Origin of the sequence: Nitrosomonas ureae (assembly GCF_900108305.1) — a bacterium.
Lineage (GTDB): Bacteria > Pseudomonadota > Gammaproteobacteria > Burkholderiales > Nitrosomonadaceae > Nitrosomonas > Nitrosomonas ureae_B.
The window spans coordinates 63,743-78,467 of sequence record NZ_FNUX01000009.1 but is presented as its reverse complement, the minus strand read 5'-3'; the positions used below and the strand labels follow the sequence as shown (position 1 = coordinate 78,467).

The following is a 14,725-nucleotide window of genomic DNA, read 5'->3' as shown; positions in this document are numbered from 1 at the left end:
ATACAGTTTTGAGCGCTATTTTACATTATGTTGAAATCACCTGAACTTTTACTTCCTGCCGGCTCGTTGGACAAGATGCGCATTGCTTATGCGTTTGGCGCCGATGCCGTGTATGCGGGACAACCGCGTTATTCATTGCGCGCGCGTAATAACGATTTTGCTTTGGAACAAATTAAAACAGGTATTGCGGAAGCGCATGCTTTAGGAAAGAAGTTTTTGGTGGCCAGCAATGCGATGCCGCATAACGCCAAAATTAAAACTTACCTGGATGATATGGCGCCTATTATTGCGATGAAACCCGATGCGCTGATTATGGCTGACCCCGGATTGATCATGATGGTACGCGAAAAATGGCCGGATGTACCGATTCATCTGTCGGTACAAGCTAATACGGTCAATTATATGGGGGTTAAGTTTTGGCAGAAGATAGGATTGACGCGGGTAATTTTGTCGCGCGAATTATCGCTGGATGAAGTGGCGCAAATTCGTGATTATTGCCCTGATATGGAGCTTGAGGTTTTTGTTCATGGTGCGCTGTGTATTGCGTACTCCGGACGTTGCTTGCTATCAGGTTATTTTAATCACCGCGATCCGAACCAAGGTACTTGCACTAATTCCTGCCGCTGGGATTATAAAGTGAAATCCGCTGAGGAAAATTCAAGCGGTGATATTCAGGAAGTCGGGAAAATTGATTTTGATTTTGGCCAGGCGATGCAGCAATCCGAACAATCAAGCATGACGAGTGGGTGCGGTTCGATTACGCGGCATCCAGCTGCCGATCAGGTATATCTGATCGAAGAAAAGGAACGGCCCGGTCAATTAATGCCGATCATGGAAGATGAGCATGGTACGTATATCATGAATTCCAAGGACTTGCGTGCAGTCGAGCATGTCGAGCGCCTGGTTAAAATTGGGGTTGATTCGTTAAAAATAGAAGGACGTACCAAATCTTTATATTATGTGGCACGCACGGCTCAGGTTTATCGCAAGGCAATTGATGATGCTGTGGCCAGAAAACCGTTTGATTTTGCTTTGTTGGGTGAATTGGAAGGATTGGCTAACCGTGGCTATACCAGTGGTTTTTATCAGCGGCATAACACGCATGAAACGCAAAACTATTTGCGCGGACATTCTGAGTCCAATCGCAGTCAGTATGTTGGCGATATCACTGGTTTTGATGCAGCGAGTGGTATGGCCGAAATACTGGTGAAGAATCGCTTTCAGGTGGGTGATCGCCTTGAGATTATTCACCCTGCGGGTAATCAGGTGGTGGAGTTGTCGCACATGCTGGACTCAGCCGGGCGTCCGGTACAGATTGCACCTGGCAGCGGCCATCGGGTCAGAATACCGCTAGCCGGGAATGTAGAGAATGCTTTTGTCACTCGTTTCTTCTGAGAAATGATACCGGCACTGATAATGAAAGAAACTGAGTATTTTTTGAGGTAACCAATCCAGTCTTCCTGGGAACGGACCTTGCATGAATCCGGCGTGACCGCCTTCCTCGGGAAATTCCAATGTAACCGCTGGAGATGCCTCATTTTGATCTGGCAGTACCGATGCTGGCATGAAAGGATCATTGCGAGCATTAATTACTATAGTAGGTACTTTGATATGGGGCAACCATTGTTTGCTGCTGGAATGCTGCCAATAATCGTCGGTATCCCGGAAACCATGCAGTGGTGCTGTAACCAGATTATCAAAATCATAAATCGAAGCACATTTCTTGAGTGCCGTGGCGTCAAATAGATCGGGAAATTGTTCCAGTTTATCAAGCGCCTTGTTTTTGAGGGTATTGAGAAAGTGGCGCGTGTAAATTTGATTAAAACCCTTATCCAGCGCCGAACCGGCAGCCGCCAGATCCAGCGGCACGGAAACGGTTGCGGCGCCCGCCACGAGCTCGCATGCACGTTCACCTTGTTCGCCCAGCCATTTCAGTAGCGCATTGCCACCCAGAGAAACACCCATCACATAAACCGGCCGTACACTGTTCATTGCCTGTTCCTGATTGGTAATGCGCCGCAGCATCCAATCAATCTCAGTAGAATCACCGGCGTGATAGGCGCGGGATAGCCGGTTTGGCACGCCGGAACAGCCGCGAAAATGAATGACGGCACTGCACCATCCGTGGTTCTTTAAACCATTGATCATGCTTAATATATAATGACTTGAAGAGCCGCCTTCCAAGCCATGAAAAAATATTACCAAAGGTGAATCCACAGACCCATCGGTCCAATCGACATCAACAAAATCCCCATCTTTGAGCTCCCAGCGCTCACGCCGGTATGTAAACAACGGGGCTGGCTTATTAAAGTAAGGATAAAGCGTTTGTATATTTCCACCGGGTAGCCAGGACGGTGCTTCATAGCGGTTTGTGTACAAGGGAACGGTTGTTTTAAACATTGTTATTGTTGTTTGTTACGCTGCGATATTCAGGATATTTTATTAATTGTAATCGATAAAACTATCAGTATTGCCGTCATGGCGACGATTACGAGCTGGAAGTACTTGTTTGCAGGTTACTACGCAAAGATAATCACCCTGAAGTAGGGAAGCGTTATCCGGCAAGGTCATTAAAGATGGGTGCTAATGAGGATGATGTCCATCCGGGTACAGTCGGTATGCCAATTATTGTGGCTACCAGGCTTGTTATGTTCATTAGAAGCATAACGTGAAGATGTAAGCACAAGGCAAAGATAAAATATCAAAAGCTGAACAAGTGTGTGAGGCACTCCAGCAACCCATCCGAGTCCGAACGATGGCAAAAATAAAAAATGCTGATTAAGAATGCAGTGAGTGACAATAGGAGTAAGGCAACGGAAATTTGTAAATTCTTTTGTTCATATTTTACTCTTATCGCGTTTGCAATCTCATCATAGGATTTGTTCGATACATCTATCCTGGCTCTTGGAATGACAGGAATTTCATCTCTTATTGGATTAATTCTCTGTTCCGCTTTCTTTATGCTTGGAGAGAGTGGTTGTTCGCTACTGGAGGCAGTCTCAGGCGCGACTGCCTCCTGGCTTGATTTATCGGCTATGTCTTGTGATTCCTGTTTTTTCCTTTCTTCGTTGTTGAGCATAATGATGTAATGAAACACATCGGTGATCAATCCCATCCGCTGCGTAGCCTCATAAACATCTTTTGCATCGATTGCAGATTTATTGCGTTCGTATGCAACATTGAACGATCTGTCGCACAATGAATTAATGGTTCGCGGTGTTCCACCGGTACTGAATGCGATTGAGATGGCTTCCCATCCGGTGGCGGAAATTAAATTCGGATTACCTCCTGCGACCTGAATACGATGCGTAATATATTTTATTACGCCATCGGTAGTCATTTTCCCTAGCGATTCAAGTGCGGCGATTCGTTGCTTGAATGGAATCATTTCCGGTTTGTTGATTTTTTCCATCAGTTCATCCTGACCGAGAAGCAACAACTGAATAAGTTTGGTGGATCCCTCTTCAAGATTATTTAATAGGCGAATACCATTAAGAACATCTTCCGACATCAAATGGGATTCATCGATGATAACCAGGCATTTTTTTTCCTGCGAATTGATTGTCATCAAAGCATTCCGAATATCCCTCATGACAAAGGTTTTTTCAGACGATGCTGGGTGAAGGCCAAGTTCCTGAGCAAGAAATAAATAAAGATCAGTGCTGCTTGCAGGTGGTTCAGCCATCCAAATCAATTGAATGCTTTCCGGGAAGTCGGCTTTTATCATTTGACTCAACGTTGTTTTACCAGAGCCAATGGGTCCTGTTACGACGATTAGTCCACGCCCGCTTTGTAGAGAGCCGGATATTTGTTTACGAATGCGTGCATGATCTCCGTGATCATAAAAAAACAATGGATCCGGTACATTCTCGAAAGGAAGTAATTTGAGGTTAAAGTGCTGGGCATACATATGCATTAGTTTGCTCCCTCTTGAGGCATAAGTTTTACTTCGACTCTACGGTTTTTTGTTCTACCCTCATTGGTAGCATTTGAAGCTATTGGCCGTTTGTCGCCATAGCCAATAATAGATACCCGCGTAACGGGTACCCCATGCAAAATCAGTATATTTGCGATGGCCCTAGCCCGGCGCCTGGATAAGTCCATATTGTCACTGCTAGTCTTTCCGGTAGGTATATTGTCGGTATGACCTTCAATGAGAATACGACTGTTGGGAGATGCTGATATTTCTTTAATTAAATTATCGATTATCGAATGAGAAACATCATGGATAATATCTTGCCCGGAACGGAATGTTTTACCATCAAATATGGCTAAGGTTCGAGGTTTATCTATCACATCAGGGGGAGGCGTGGTATCTATTATTTCTTCTGTTGCTATAGATATATTCTCATCCTGAGTGATTGTTTTTTCTATATTTTCAGAAAAAATGCTATGCTCATCATCCTGGATTTCAGGCGAGTGAATTAAATCATTGATGCTGCGTTCTGACGTAGATGGGGATATCGATGAAGATGCAGGTGTAGAAGTGGACTCAGATATAGAGGGTGCTTCCGGCCAGTTACCTTGATAAATTGTATCTTGGACTGGAGTCTCCAGCGCTTTAAACATAACCACAGCCGACAGGCTAAAAAATACAACGGATAGTCCAATAATAATAAAACGTACCATAATATTGCGCTCGATTTAGTATGTGTTGTGTTGATTAAGCAATTGTAACGGGCTTGTGCACAAACATTTTAACGTATTGAAAGGGGTTCTGCTTATGGGAATAGAACAAGCTTGGCTTGATTGTCGACATATAAGAACAGTCTATTCCAGTTTAGCTCTTCAAAATCTGTGCAGCAAGTTGCAGATTAACATTGTCTCGTACAAATTCACATTCAAACGGGCTAATAAAAGCAACAAATGGTGTCTTTTTATAAGATTATCATACTACGATGTCATCAAAGCATCTGTCCCTAAAGGTTTAAATTTAATTGATAGCATTAGTGTGAGATTTATCACACAAGTATTCACGATCGATGTTGTATATTTTGTTAGATCGGTGGTTAGTGGGGTATCAACTTTTTGTTCGCTTCATGAAATGAAAATCTGAGAGTATTTTTTACCATATAGAGGAGTTAATAACATGATAAAAACTACAGTACCTTTTTCACATTTATTCCAAACAAGCATTGGAATGCCAAGACTATTACTATGGCTGATGGTGTTTATGCCGATTCTGATTGCAGGTTGCAGCATCGGCGATAAAATCGACAAATTAACCGATAAAGTAAGTGATGTGGCGGGAGATACCGTAGCCACGCTAGATAACGCGATTGATGCCCTAGATCGGAATTCTGCTTCCTGGCAGTCCGTATTGCAGGATACTACGACAAAATTGACCGATGAGGCCCAATCCACGGTACGCAATGAAGTTTCGGATTTGCTCAATCGTAGCGTAGCCGCTACAGGAAACGAGTTGCGTTGCAACGTAGATTTTATCGGCACACGTGTACGTCAGGCTTTGGCGCGAATTCGTGCACGACTGCTGCATCAAGCGATACCTCCCACTGAACCAGCGCTATGCCATGTGGTGCCTGCGGCTGTCGATATGGCATTGGATTCAAACCGCCGCAACAAGTTGGAGTTTTTCGGTTATGACTTCGATACGACGCCCATTAATGTAACGTTACACAATAAATCGGGCGTACTGGACGTTTCTTCCAAGCTTGATCGATTGACTCATTATCACATGACGCTCAATCTCGGTGCAAATGGGGTTCCTGTATCCAGCGTCAGTGATCGGCTAACTCTGGAATGGCAGAGTCGTCCTATCTCCAGTATCGCCGTGATTCAACCTGCTACGCCGGTGTGTGAGGAAAAACCGGAAACATACGAACGTAATACTTACTTATCCTTTACACCTCCTCATACGCGCGGTGATAAAGAGTTCAGCGGACATGGCCCTGAAGTATGGGCAAATGCACGTTGGAGTAACGAAGGCACGCACGTTAATTTCCGGCTTTGGATGAAGGCTCAGGAAACGCGTAGCGATTGGACCACGGCAGAAGGTGAACGCACGGAGGTCTACTATACGCCACCGCCAGGCTGGCGTATCGACAGTATAGCTAATAGTCTGGAAAGCACTGCCCACTATATTGATACCGATCATAACGATGATCGTCAAGGCGGTGGTCCGAACGGGCCGGTCAAAGAGTTTAAATTCCGGGGTGATCGCAGTGGTGATGATGCGGGCAGTTATACCGGCGTGGATGTTACTTTTAATCCGCTTGTGATGAAATTGGTGAAGGTGGCTGATTGCGCTCCGGCATCAGCAATCAAATCATTGCAGATAAAAGATCTGATTGCGCCCTCTACAATCAAGCGTCTGCAACCTATGATGTTGAAATTGAAGCCATAGCGATAAGCGCGATGGTCAAACTTTAATCGGTTTTGTTGAGTTTGCTGAAAACAATAGACTAATCCACTTACGGGATCGGTGGTCCGGTTTTTATCTTTTTCCTCGTCCCGTAGTGGATTTAGGCGCTACATAGTGGGTGACTACAGGTTCACTGCCGTTTATGAGTAGTGTACGCAGTTCTGCCTGCAAAATACGATCTGCATGAGTCACGCGTTCGTGTTGACGGAGATGTTCGAGCCAGGAATCGACGCTAAAGGATTCAATAAAGTGATTCGGCTTCTCAGTATGTTCAAATACGCCCCAGGCAAAAGCGCCGTCGCGGCGACGGCGCTTACTGAGTTCGCGTATCATGGTTAAGAATTCGCTTGTTTTATCGCTTTGAACCGCATATTGAATCGTTACCAGGACCGGCCCGCGATCATGCGTCACGCTATCATGCACCATGGGTGCCGGCCAATGCATCGAGGGTGTGAGATCGGCCTTCTCGATACCACCGATGTGCCAACGCCACGTGAGCAGTGCGGCAATCACTGCACCTGTCGCTGCCGTCATCAGTGCCTCTGAAATGCTTGTCATTTCTGCGACCTTGCCCCACAACAAACTGCCGGTTGCCATGGAGCCCATGAAAATCGCCATAAAAATAGCAAGTCCACGCGACCGCACCCAATTAGGAAGCGCCATTTGTGCCGCTACTTGAAGTGATGACAAGACGGCAATCCATGCCATGCCGCTCACACCCATTGCCAGGCACAAAAAAATCAACTGCTCGACGGTTGCTAACGCAAACATGGTCAATGCGTACGCGATTGTCGCTAATGCGACCAGCATATCGCGTGAAATTTTTTCACGCAGCTTGGGTAGCAAGAGAGCTCCAATGACAGCCCCAGCGCCAATGGAAGCTACCAAGATACCAAATGTCTGTGGCCCGCCATTTTCCAGGTTCTTAGCTAACAGTGGCAATAGAGCCCAGGAAGCACTGGTGAATAGAAAAAAGCCGAATCCGCGAATGATGGCAGCCTGAAGGTCCGGTGCATGACGTGCGAAGCGAAAGCCAGAGCGTAGCGCACTGAAGAATCGCTCGCTTGGTAATTCGCTGATCGGTGCCTCGCGCTGCCAGAGAATCAAAGTGAAAATGACAAGGCAATACGTGAGTGCATTCAAAACAAACACTGCGCCGGTTCCGGCGTAAGATACGATTATCCCGGCCAATGCCGGACCAATTGTACGCGCCGCATTGATGCCAAGACTATTCAATGCAATAGCGGATTGTAATTCGTTTCTGGGTACAAGCTCCGGCGTTATCGCCGCCCAGGCTGGCATCATCATTGCTGACCCGATTCCCATCGCAAATGTCAGGGTGACCAGACTCCATGCCGAGGTGATACCCGTTAGTGTCATAAATCCAAGTAATCCAGCGATCAGTGCCAACCATAACTGCACCACGATAAGGTAGCTGCGCCGATCGACGATATCAGCCAAGGCGCCGGCTGGTATGGCCAATAAAAAAATGGGTAATGTGGTAGCAGTTTGAACCAGCGCTACCATAACGGGTGTCGGTGAAAGCGTAATCATTAACCAGCTAGCGCCGATATCGTGCATCCAGGTTCCGATGTTCGATATGAGCGTTGCTGTCCATAGCATTCGAAAAACGGGAATCCTGAACGGAGACCAAGCCGACGTCGTGCTGGCCGAGCCGTTCAATCTTTTACTTGCAATCTAAAAGACGCGGATAAACGCATACAAATTTTATTATTTCTTTCCGTAAAAAAATCTGACTAAATTTGCAAACCCGGATGCTGTTGACGTCAAATCACGGCAAGACCATGAGAAATCACAAATTGACACTGCCGAAGCATCATAGCATTGCATGGGAAAATATTCGGGCAGCTTATTTCCGCAACACTGATTGCTTGATAGCAGTGTCAATATGCAGGCAATTATTGCGTTGAAAGCAAGGATCGTCCATTCAAACTTTGAGACGATCTCGCATTGTTGGTATAGAACCCCTTAAGCTGTTCAAGCTGTGCAGCCGAGATTGTAATCACTTTCGGCAGTAAATACCATTGCACGCCCTCGCTGCATGGTGGAGTGGTTAATGAGCCCGCCATTGTATAGTAATCCAGGTTTGTCGCATCCAGATCAGGAAGCAGCTGTGCCGGATTGATCTGGATGCCGGAACTTGAATTCTGGCCGCCTTCCTCATGCGGCGTATTGTTGAGTATGGTTTCAAATAGCGCATTTTCTTCACCGACATCAACAGCCACGGCTAAGACTATAATTCTCCCATCCTCATTAATATGAACATAATGCAGTTCCGCTGGAAAATTTTTGCCTTCTACGACATGCTCACTGGGTTCATGAAAATGAAACTGAATCAACGGAAAAGATTCTTCTCCGATCATTAATGCGCCCGTATAATTTTCTGATGTATTAACCTGCACACCATGACCGCTATTAAAGAAAACCGGTGTGTCTGTATCATATAAGACGGCGAGTTTGTTGAGAGGCTTTGAATCGTTGATGTTCACAGCTGCGAGATCAATTGGAGACTGATGCTTGCCCACACCGCACTCTGCATAAGGATAGTTCAACGGTACGCTTTGTGTTGTATCCTGAATGGCCCACCAAGTAGCCTGCTCATCATGATTCCAGTGAGGTGAAGCTGAAACAGCCAGGGTTGCGTAGCATGTAAAAATTGCAGAAGCCATATTTCTGATTATTTTCGTATTCATGAATTCACTCCGGTCGCATGTAGTTATTGAATTAACAAGTATGTTTTCTGCAATACTCAATCATTGATGGTTGATTGTTTTCGTTGGCATCCTGAGATGATTGGGGAGAACCTGTGCTCTCAGCTGATGAATCAGGTTGAATGGATTTTTTCTGTTGACTGGTGTCAGCCGATGATCTTTTTTGTTGATCAGGTTGAATCAACAATTTTGATTTACTGCTATCCGGTTCAGCAAAACATGAAACACTCAGACCTAAAGATAACGCTAGAAAAAGTTTTATAAGCATGATTTTCCTCATCAATTAAGAAAGCATTTTATGCACAATTCATAAAATGTGGCTTGCACCATATCATAAGAATGTTGAGAAAATGTCAATAAAATGTCATGAATATGTTAATAATATGTCAACAAAAACAATTGACAGGAGTAATGTCATCAGAATTTAAATGAGATATATCCTTGGCAGGAAGGAAAATTACAGGCACATTAAACAGATCTTCCCTGCTGATTTTTTCTCATTGGCGTTCCATTCTCGATCTTTCCGATGCTAATGAAATGGAATCTCCTGGAAATTCGGCACTTGCTGGGATAGAAATTGATAGCCATAAAGGAAATGATTTTCGCCGGATTGGATTGTAATCATGATCATTTCCAATATGAGCAATTTCAGGTCGTTAAAATTCTGCCTTGGTCTCTGTTTTGCAGAATTAGAAAGCTTTTATATATCATGTTGATAATATGAAAGGACGAATGGAATCAAAAAAACAAATGCAGTATTAAAAATTACGAGTGTATAAATTACACAACAATTTAATGGTAAAACTTCGGCGTTAAAGTAGGGATTTGAACGATTATCATGTAAATTTGAGGCTGTAAGCGTTTTAAGAAAATGCTGGATCTTGCACATCTGGTTCAGGGATTGCACAACTGTCATGTCATAGCTTGATCGGACTTAACTCATTAAGGGGAAAATCACCATGCTCGCGTTTCTCTTCTACGTCATTCTGTTCGTTGTTGTCATCGTTGGTCTGATTCTGGCGGTTCCTTTGCTGCGCCGTTATTTGGTCACCAATCAAGTACTGAAAATTTTTCGCAAAATGTTGCCGCAAATTTCGCAAACGGAGCAGGAAGCGCTGGATGCCGGCACAGTATGGTGGGAAGGCGATTTATTCAGCGGGAAACCCGATTGGAAAAAATTACTGGCTTATCCTAAGCCGCAGTTGACTGCAGAGGAACAAGCATTTCTCGATGGTCCGGTCGAGCAATTGTGCGCAATGTTGGATGAATGGAAGATTACCCATGAATTAAAGGACTTACCGCCGGAGGTATGGCAGTTCATCAAGGAAAATGGTTTCTTTGGTTTAATTATTCCCAAGCAATATGGCGGTTATGGGTTTTCAGCATTGGCCCATTCCGAGGTTGTAATGAAAATCGGCTCGCGCAGCGGTACGGCAGCGGTAACGGTGATGGTGCCGAATTCACTGGGGCCGGCTGAGTTGCTGCTGCATTACGGTACCGAAATGCAAAAAGAACATTATTTGCCGCGCCTGGCAAAAGGCTTGGAAGTGCCTTGTTTTGCGCTGACTTCACCGGACGCGGGTTCCGATGCGGGTGCAATGCCGGATTTTGGTATTGTGTGCCGCGGTGAATATGACGGTAAAACGGATGTCCTGGGTATGCGGGTAACTTGGGAGAAACGCTATATTACGCTGGGACCGATTGCAACTATTCTGGGACTGGCCTTCAAGCTGTATGACCCGGATCGGCTGCTGGGTAAAGAGGAAGACCTGGGCATTACGCTGGCGCTTATTCCCACGACTACACCGGGCGTGAATATCGGACGGCGCCACTATCCGTTGAATGGAGTATTCCAGAATGGCCCGAATTCGGGGAAAGAGGTATTTATTCCAATGGATTGGATCATCGGTGGGCAAGAAGGTATCGGGCAAGGGTGGCGCATGCTGATGAATTGCCTCTCGGTAGGGCGCGCCATTTCACTACCGGCCACCAGTGTGGGGGCAGCTAAATTGGCAGCCCGCACCAGCGGTGCGTATAGCCGGGTACGTATACAATTCAAAATACCGATCGGTTATTTTGAAGGTGTCGAGGAAGCATTGGGGCGCATTGGCGGCAATACCTATATGATGGATGCCGCTCGTGTCATGACAGCCGCTGCAGTTGATCTAGGTGAGAAACCCTCGGTGGCGTCAGCGATTGTAAAATATCACGTGACCGAGCGAGGGCGGCAAGCAGTTAACGATGCCATGGACATCCACGGCGGAAAAGGAATTTGTATCGGCCCCAGAAATTATCTGGGACGCACCTATCAGCAGATTCCTGTCAGCATCACCGTTGAGGGTGCTAACATATTGACGCGTAACCTGATTATTTTTGGACAAGGTGCGATGCGTTGTCATCCTTATTTGTTGAAAGAAGTGAATGCAACGTATGATAAAAATCCGGACAGCGCATCGCTGGCATTTGATGAAGCGTTAATAGGGCATGTAAAGTTTACAGTGCGAAATACTGTAAACAGTTTGGTGTATGCATTGTTTGGAAACCATATCAAGGACAATGCGCCGGAAAACGCTGCGCCGGAAACGGCTGTGTATTATCGTCAACTGACCCGCTTTTCCGCCAGCTTCGCCTGTATTGCCGATTTTGGACTGATGCGCTTGGGCGGGTCGATTAAACGCAAGGAAAGATTATCCGCCAGGTTGGGCGATATTCTGAGCATGTTGTATTTATGTTCAGCAACACTGAAGCGTTTTGAGGACGATGGCCGTCCCGACTCTGATTTGCCATTGCTGCATTGGAGCATGCAGGATGCCATTTATCGTATGCAGCAAGCGTTTGATGAGTTCCTGGCCAATATTCCGGGGCATTTTACCTTTGTCTGGTTGCTTAGAATTCTGGTTTTTCCTCTCGGCAAGCGCTGCAAGCCACCGCTTGATGCGTTAACGCACGAAGTTGCCAGATTAATGATGGTACCGGGTGCCGTGCGGGATCGATTGACTGCCGGTATTCATGTACCGACTGCAGAACATGAACCGATGGCTGAGCTGGAACAGGCCTTACGGTGTGTTATCGAATGCGGGGCGATCGAAGCCAAGCTGCGCGAAGCTATCAAGCTGCGCAAAATCGCCGATCATGGAGATGGGCAGATCGCTCAGGCGCTACAGCTCAATATAATCACCGCGGAAGAAGCGGGCTTATTGGAAAAACTCAAGGATTTGCGCAGCAAGGTCATTAAAGTGGATGATTTCAGGCCTGATCTTGAGAGTGAAACAAAAGCCCGGAGCGATGCCGCAACCGGAAGTTCCAATAAGGCGATGAGCGCCAGAGGCGCTATCAACGCTAATTACACGATCAACGATGAGGTTACGGATGAGGCTGATGGCGCAAATAGCGCCAGCATGGATAAAAGCGGCATCAAGACCGAAGCAGAAAAAGCGATCCTGTGACGGAAGACCAGGACTATTGAAACAGTTGAATAAGCTGGAATACCGGAGCAGCGGGAAAAACCAATGATGCCATATCGTTAGTACGCGGACACTCAGATGAAATCCGTGCATGCGGGGAAAAATTATGCAAATTGAACAAAATGGAATGAGCCACGTCATTTCTGTTGAGCAAGCAAAAACACTGGATGGTCTCTTCAATGAGCGCGTGCAGCGTTCACCCCAGGCAGTCGCCTATCGTTATTTCGACCCGGTTAGTGACGAGTGGCGCAGCCATACCTGGGAGCAGATGAATCAACATATAGCCCGATGGCAGGCAGCTTTGACAAAAGAATCGTTGGTGCCCGGTGACCGGGTCGCGGTAATGATGAGAAATTGCCCGGAATGGGTCATGTTCGAGCAGGCGGCAATGGGCTTGGGGCTCGTGGTCATTCCGTTATACGTCGATGATCGAGTCGAGAATGCAACGTACGTCATCAATGATGCAGCCGTTAAATTGCTGCTGCTGGAAAATTCGCAACAATGGCGGCAATTTCTTACCTTGCCGGATGAAATAGAGGGATTGCAGCGGGTGGTCATACTCCGGCCTTTTGAACCGGATAGCGTTGATGCCTGTGATAACGTGCGTGCCGTTTCCGCAATGGAATGGTTATCAGCATACGCCAGCGAGGTTCGGCATATCAACAGTGACCCTGATTCGCTGGCCACGATCATCTATACCTCCGGTACATCAGGACGTCCCAAAGGCGTGATGCTCAGCCATCACAATATCCTGACCAATGCCTTCAGCTGCTTGCAGGTTATCACGGTAGTGCCCGAGGATGTGCTGCTCTCTTTCTTGCCTTTGTCTCATACTTTCGAGCGAACCGCAGGCTATTATGTACCCATGATGACGGGCGCCACAATTGCTTACGCGCGCTCGATTCCGCAATTGCAGGGGGATCTGTTGATAATCCGGCCGACCATAATGATATCAGTGCCGCGAATTTATGAGCGGGTCTATGCGGGCATACAGGCGAAACTGGCCGAGGGCCCGGGTTTTTCCCGCTGGCTATTCAATTTTGCTGTCGATGTGGGTTATACCCGGTTTGAGTGTCAGCAGGGAAGAGGGTACCGGAAACTGTCGCATGTGTTGTGGCCACTATTAAAAAAATTGGTGGCTGATAAAGTGATGGGCAAACTGGGTGGCCGGTTGCGCATGGTGATGAGCGGTGGCGCTGCATTATCGCCGCAGGTTTCGCGCGTTTTTATTGGTCTCGGCTTGCCGATTCTGCAAGGATATGGAATGACCGAGAGCAGCCCCGTCGTTTGCGCCAACCGGATCGAGGATAATGTGCCGGCCAGCGTCGGCCTGCCTATTCCCGGCGTGGAAGTCAAGCTGGGAGAAAGTAACGCATTGCTGATCCGCGGGCCGAACGTGATGCTGGGCTACTGGAATAATCCGGAAGCAACCCGGGCGGTCATCTCACCGGATGGCTGGCTGAATTCCGGCGACATCGCATCGATTGATGCCCAGGGTCACGTGACCATCACCGGGCGATTGAAAGAAATTATTGTGTTATCCACGGGTGAAAAAGTGCCGCCGGCTGATATGGAAGCGGCGATTTTGCGCGACCCGCTATTTGAACAGGTCATGTTGATCGGGGAATCGCGTTCTTATTTGAGCGTGCTGGCCGTGTTAAATCCTGCCCGGAGGCAGGAATTCATGGCGCATTATGGTCTGGACGATGATTTGACGAACGAGCAGCAACGGCAACAGGCCGAGAAAATTTTGCTGGAAAAAATCACCCGCCAGACGAGTGAATTCCCAGGTTATGCCAAAATACGCCGTGTCGCGCTCGCGCAGGAGCCGTGGAGCGTTGAAAATGGCTTATTGACGCCGACCTTGAAATTAAAGCGCGCGAAGGTGCTGGAGCAGTATCAGGAAGACATCGATCGATTGTATGCGGGGCATTAATTCAACAAACCGGCTGGTTAACCTACCGCCGGGCGGCAGCGTGGGCAGCGCGCTAAATTTCTCATTGTCAGTCAAATTTTTCCGGCGTAATATTTACTCTGTTATTTTGGAAAAATAACAGAAAAGTAGATACTTCATTCAAGTAGATACTTCATTCAAGTAGATACTTCATTCAAGTAGATACTTCATTCAAGTAGATACTTCATTCAAG

Annotated in this window: 10 protein-coding genes; 4 read left to right on the top strand and 6 right to left on the bottom strand. The window is 46.7% G+C overall.

What is annotated here, in order from left to right; genetic code table 11:
* The first annotated feature begins 27 nt into the window (after positions 1–27).
* On the top strand, positions 28–1,395 hold the full coding sequence (trhP, locus tag C4S39_RS07030) for a prephenate-dependent tRNA uridine(34) hydroxylase TrhP (protein ID WP_103966327.1): 1,368 nt from the start codon (positions 28–30) through the stop codon (positions 1,393–1,395).
* Here trhP and C4S39_RS07025 read toward each other — a convergent pair.
* The 3 genes from C4S39_RS07025 to C4S39_RS07015 all read right to left on the bottom strand — a co-directional run bounded on the left by C4S39_RS07025 (position 1,351) and on the right by C4S39_RS07015 (position 4,629).
* Positions 1,351–2,400 carry a hydrolase gene (locus tag C4S39_RS07025; RefSeq protein ID WP_103966326.1) on the bottom strand — a complete coding sequence of 350 codons (1,050 nt, stop codon included), beginning with the start codon at positions 2,398–2,400 and terminating at the stop codon, positions 1,351–1,353. The genes trhP and C4S39_RS07025 overlap by 45 nt on opposite strands.
* 301 nt (positions 2,401–2,701) lie before the next feature.
* Positions 2,702–3,916: an ExeA family protein gene (locus C4S39_RS07020; RefSeq protein WP_103966325.1), complete on the bottom strand. Its 1,215-nt coding sequence runs from the start codon at positions 3,914–3,916 to the stop codon at positions 2,702–2,704.
* Entirely contained in the window at positions 3,916–4,629 is a 714-nt protein-coding gene (locus C4S39_RS07015) for an OmpA family protein (protein WP_103966324.1), read from the bottom strand. Before C4S39_RS07015 ends, C4S39_RS07020 begins: the two co-directional genes overlap by 1 nt.
* 460 nt (positions 4,630–5,089) lie before the next feature.
* Between C4S39_RS07015 and C4S39_RS07010 the strand changes: the two genes are divergently transcribed.
* Positions 5,090–6,364, top strand: a complete 1,275-nt coding sequence (locus C4S39_RS07010; RefSeq protein WP_103966323.1) for a hypothetical protein — start codon at positions 5,090–5,092, stop codon at positions 6,362–6,364.
* A 90-nt stretch (positions 6,365–6,454) separates the two neighbouring features.
* Here the strand turns inward: C4S39_RS07010 and C4S39_RS07005 are convergent, their stop codons facing one another.
* The 3 genes from C4S39_RS07005 to C4S39_RS06995 form a co-directional block, all read right to left on the bottom strand.
* Positions 6,455–8,065, bottom strand: a complete 1,611-nt coding sequence (locus tag C4S39_RS07005; protein WP_258039331.1) for an MFS transporter — start codon at positions 8,063–8,065, stop codon at positions 6,455–6,457.
* Positions 8,066–8,301: 236 nt separating this feature from the next.
* Positions 8,302–9,096 (bottom strand): carbonic anhydrase, encoded by a 795-nt coding sequence (locus C4S39_RS07000; protein WP_103966321.1) that lies wholly within the window; start codon positions 9,094–9,096, stop codon positions 8,302–8,304.
* A 31-nt stretch (positions 9,097–9,127) separates the two neighbouring features.
* On the bottom strand, positions 9,128–9,382 hold the full coding sequence (locus C4S39_RS06995) for a hypothetical protein (RefSeq protein WP_103966320.1): 255 nt from the start codon (positions 9,380–9,382) through the stop codon (positions 9,128–9,130).
* 691 nt (positions 9,383–10,073) lie between these two features.
* On the opposite strand from C4S39_RS06995, the gene C4S39_RS06985 reads away from it, so the two are divergent.
* Together C4S39_RS06985 and C4S39_RS06980 are read left to right on the top strand one after the other, a co-directional pair.
* Positions 10,074–12,560, top strand: coding sequence for an acyl-CoA dehydrogenase (locus C4S39_RS06985; RefSeq protein ID WP_103966318.1), 2,487 nt, complete (start codon positions 10,074–10,076; stop codon positions 12,558–12,560).
* Positions 12,561–12,684: 124 nt separating this feature from the next.
* The gene (locus tag C4S39_RS06980; protein WP_181023775.1) at positions 12,685–14,514 is read left to right on the top strand and encodes an AMP-dependent synthetase/ligase; all 1,830 of its coding nucleotides are present in this window, start codon (positions 12,685–12,687) and stop codon (positions 14,512–14,514) included.
* The last annotated feature ends 211 nt before the right edge of the window (positions 14,515–14,725 follow it).

Coding starts and splice junctions, on each gene's coding strand:
- trhP (WP_103966327.1), top strand. CDS start 28: ATGTTGAAATCACCTGAACTTTTACTTCCTGCCGGCTCGTTGGACAAG.
- C4S39_RS07025 (WP_103966326.1), bottom strand. CDS start 2,400: ATGTTTAAAACAACCGTTCCCTTGTACACAAACCGCTATGAAGCACCG.
- C4S39_RS07020 (WP_103966325.1), bottom strand. CDS start 3,916: ATGCATATGTATGCCCAGCACTTTAACCTCAAATTACTTCCTTTCGAG.
- C4S39_RS07015 (WP_103966324.1), bottom strand. CDS start 4,629: ATGGTACGTTTTATTATTATTGGACTATCCGTTGTATTTTTTAGCCTG.
- C4S39_RS07010 (WP_103966323.1), top strand. CDS start 5,090: ATGATAAAAACTACAGTACCTTTTTCACATTTATTCCAAACAAGCATT.
- C4S39_RS07000 (WP_103966321.1), bottom strand. CDS start 9,096: ATGAATACGAAAATAATCAGAAATATGGCTTCTGCAATTTTTACATGC.
- C4S39_RS06995 (WP_103966320.1), bottom strand. CDS start 9,382: ATGCTTATAAAACTTTTTCTAGCGTTATCTTTAGGTCTGAGTGTTTCA.
- C4S39_RS06985 (WP_103966318.1), top strand. CDS start 10,074: ATGCTCGCGTTTCTCTTCTACGTCATTCTGTTCGTTGTTGTCATCGTT.
- C4S39_RS06980 (WP_181023775.1), top strand. CDS start 12,685: ATGCAAATTGAACAAAATGGAATGAGCCACGTCATTTCTGTTGAGCAA.